Consider the following 3,571-nt stretch of genomic DNA (forward strand, 5'->3'; position numbering starts at 1 on the left):
TGACCCCTCGCGCCGCGCGCCCGCCCCCCCGGGGGGGGGGGGGCGGGGGCCCTCGACGTGTGCGGGCGCCGGCGGTCAGGTGCGGGCGGCCGCCGCCAGCGCGTCGAGGCGCTCGGCCACCTGCAGTGCGGTCGCCGGGCGTTGACCGACCGGCGCCAGGCAGGCGGACACCAGCGCGGCCTCGTCGTCGGTCAGGCCGGGGCTGATCGCCGGCTCGGCGTTCATCACCCGGCGGATCGCCAGCAGCGGCTCACCGTCGGGGAGCTCGCCGTAGAGGCCGGTACCGGTGAGGGCCCGGTTGAGCGTGGCGCCCAGGGCGAAGACCTCCGTGGCGCGCGAGGGCCGGTCGCCGCGCAGCAGCGCCGGGTCGAGGTACTCGACGGAGGCGGCGCTGGCCATGCCGGTCAGCGTGACGCCCGGCGCGAGGTAGCGGGCCAGGCCGAGGTCGGAGAGCTTGCCGCCGTCCTCGGTCAGCAGGATGTTGGCCGGCTTGATGTCACCGTGGGTCAGGCCGGCCTCGTGCAGCGCGTGGGCGGCGTGGGCGGCGTGCGCCACCGCCCGCAGCACCTCACCGCGGCCCAGCGGGCGGGCCGGCGCGGCCAGCGAGCCGAGCGGGCAGTACTCCATGGCGTACAGGAAGCTGTCCTGCAGCACCGCGTCGTAGACCTTGACCAGGTAGGGCGAGGCCACCTGGGCGAAGGCCCGCAGCTCCCGGACCCCGCGCTCGTAGGCCTGCTCGCTGTGCGTGCCGGTGAACACCTTCACCGCGACGTACTCGTCGGGCAGGCCCAGGCGCGCCGGCGGGCGGGCGAGGTAGAAGCGGCCGTTGTTGCCCTCACCGAGCACGCGGACCACCTGGTAGTCCGCGATGGTGGCGGGCGCCGGGCCCACCAGGCCGACGGCATCCATCCCTGTCCTCCTGAAACGCTGCTCTCCCCCCGGAACGACCGGGACGCCGCGACGCGGCAGCGGCACAGTGTGCCTGCCGCACCGCCGTCCGGGAACCCGATCCGCCCCGCGGGATGGGCCCCCGTCACGGCGCGGCGAAGCACCCCACACCGCGCAGACCGCCGTTACGCTCCGCGCCCGTCGCCGCCCGGGAGCCCTCGGCCGGCCCGCGACCGCACCGCGGTCGCGACAGTCCCCGGGTGGCCCCGCCACCCACCCGTACACGTCATCCGGAGATCTCGTGGAGCCGCGCCCCGTCGCAGAGATCGTCGCCTACGTCTTCATCGACCTGGCCGTGATCATGGTCCTCGCCCGCCTGATGGGCCGACTCGCCCGCCGGGTCGGCCAGCCGGCGGTGATCGGCGAGATCGTCGCCGGCATCCTGCTCGGGCCCACCCTGCTGGGCGCCCTGCCCGGCGACCTCGACACCCTGCTGTTCCCGCCGGACATCCGGCCGTTCCTCAACGTGCTGGCGCAGCTGGGCCTGGTCCTGTTCATGTTCCTCATCGGCCTCGAGGTCGACCTGTCGTTCATCCGCGGGCGGGAGAAGATCGCCGTCTCGGTGTCGCTGGCCTCGATCCTGCTGCCGTTCGCGCTCGGCGTGCTGCTGGCCACGTACCTGCACGCCAACCACGACGTCTTCACCGCGGAGGACGGCTCCACCGCGGCCATCTCCTACCTCGGGTTCGCGCTGTTCCTCGGTGTCGCGATGTCGATCACCGCGTTCCCGGTGCTCGCCCGCATCCTCGCCGAGCGGCAGATGCACCGGATCCCCACCGGCGTGCTCGCCCTGGCCTGCGCCGCGGTCGACGACGTCCTCGCGTGGTGCCTGCTGGCCGTCGTCGTCGCGATCGTGGCGGCGACGTCGTTCACCGGTGTCGCGCTGATCCTGAGCCTGTCGGTCGTCTTCGCCCTGGTGATGTTCCTGGTCGTCAAGCCGCTGCTGCGGGTGCTGGTCACCCGCTACGAGCGGCTGGGCCAGCTGACCCCGGAGATGCTGGCCGGCGTCCTGATCGGCATCCTGACCAGCGCCTGGGTGGCCGAGGAGATCGGCATCCACTTCATCTTCGGCGCCTTCCTCTTCGGCGTGGTCATGCCGCGCAAGGGCGCCGCCCGGCTCAACCACGAGATCATCGACCGGCTCGAGCAGGTGAGCGTGCTGCTCCTGCTGCCGGTCTTCTTCGTGGTCACCGGCCTGCAGGTCGACATCGGCGCCATCGACCTCACCGGCCTCGGCGAGCTGGGCCTGATCCTGCTCGTCGCCATCTCCGGCAAGTTCATCGGCGCGTACGCGGCGGCCCGCGCGCAGAAGGTGCCGCACCGGCAGGCCAGCGCGCTGGCGACGCTGATGAACACCCGCGGGCTCACCGAGCTGGTCATCCTCAACATCGGCATCCAGCAGGGCGTGCTCGACGCCGAGATGTTCACGCTCATGGTCATCATGGCCGTCGTCACCACGGTGATGACCTCGCCGCTGCTCAACGTCATCTACCCGCAACGGATCCTCGACCGCGACATCGCCGCGGCCGAGCGCGCCGAGATGGGCCTCACCGAGGCCTACACGGTCATCGTCGTGGTGGACGACGTCGACCGCGACGCCGGCCTGGTCGACCTCGCCTGCGACCTGGTCGGCCGCGAGCAGCCGGCGCAGGTGGTGCTCACCCGCGTCGTGCGGCGCTCGCGGCCCAAGCCGGAGGTCTCCTCGGGCCTGGGCGCCGACCTGGAGCTCATGGCGACCGTCGCCGGCGAGCTGCGGACGCTGGCCCGGCAGGTCGAGGCCCGCGGGCTCAAGGCGTCGGTGGCCTCGCGCTTCAGCGAGGACCCGTGGGCGGAGGTCGCCGACCTCGCCGGCAGCAGCGACGCCGACGTCGTCCTGGTGCGCAGCGGCTGGGGCATCGTCGAGGAGGCGCTGACCGCGGACGGCTCCGGCACCCCCTGGCCGCCGTCGCTGCACGGCTCGGTGGTCACCGTGTCCGGGGAGCTGGGATCGGCGGTGCTGCAGCCGCAGGGCCCGGTGGCGGTCGTCCAGGACGGCGGCGCCGACGGGCGGGCCGCGCTGCGGCTGGCCGCCCACGCCTCCCTCGGCCGCTCCGCGCCGCTGCAGCTGCGCGCCGGCGAGGGCCGCCGGGCGGTCAAGCGGAGCGTGGCCGACTCGCTGCGCCGGGCCGGGGTGCAGGTGGAGCCGGAGAGCCAGGCGCTGCCCTCGCTGCTGGTGGCGCCGGCGGGTGCCGGGACCCTCCCGGCCGCGGACGACCTGACGCCGATCCTCCTGGTGCACGCCGGCACGGCCGACGCCGACCGGGACATGGACGAGACCCTCGCCGGCATCGCCGCCCGGCCCGGCACTGTCTGAGCGTCCCGCCCGCGCTGCGGAGCCCGCGTCCCGTTCGGGGACGCGGGCTCCGTCGCGTCCGGGGGTCTCCAGAGGCTCCGGCCCCGCGCCCGGGGCGCAGCTGCGAACGGTCGCGCTCTGGTCCGCACCGGGGGCAGAGCACGACCGCGCGCCGGACCCCGGCGACACAGCGGCGGGGGGGGGCGGGGGGGGGGGGGGGGGGGGGGCGGGGGGGGGGGGGGGGGGGGGGGTGGGGGGGGGGGGGGGGGGGGGGGTCGATGGGGGGGGCGC

General features: G+C 75.1%; 2 protein-coding genes. One reads left to right on the top strand and one right to left on the bottom strand.

The window, feature by feature from the left end; translation table 11 throughout:
- Positions 1-75 precede the first annotated feature (75 nt).
- Positions 76-909, bottom strand: a complete 834-nt coding sequence (locus ACI78U_RS24795) for a protein kinase domain-containing protein (RefSeq protein ID WP_456878112.1) — start codon at positions 907-909, stop codon at positions 76-78.
- A 280-nt stretch (positions 910-1,189) separates the two neighbouring features.
- Between ACI78U_RS24795 and ACI78U_RS24800 the strand changes: the two genes are divergently transcribed.
- Entirely contained in the window at positions 1,190-3,301 is a 2,112-nt protein-coding gene (locus ACI78U_RS24800; protein WP_456878113.1) for a cation:proton antiporter, read from the top strand.
- Positions 3,302-3,571 lie beyond the last annotated feature (270 nt).

The organism is Geodermatophilus sp. SYSU D00710 (genome assembly GCF_054050195.1).

Coding starts and splice junctions, on each gene's coding strand:
- ACI78U_RS24795 (WP_456878112.1), bottom strand. CDS start 909: ATGGATGCCGTCGGCCTGGTGGGCCCGGCGCCCGCCACCATCGCGGAC.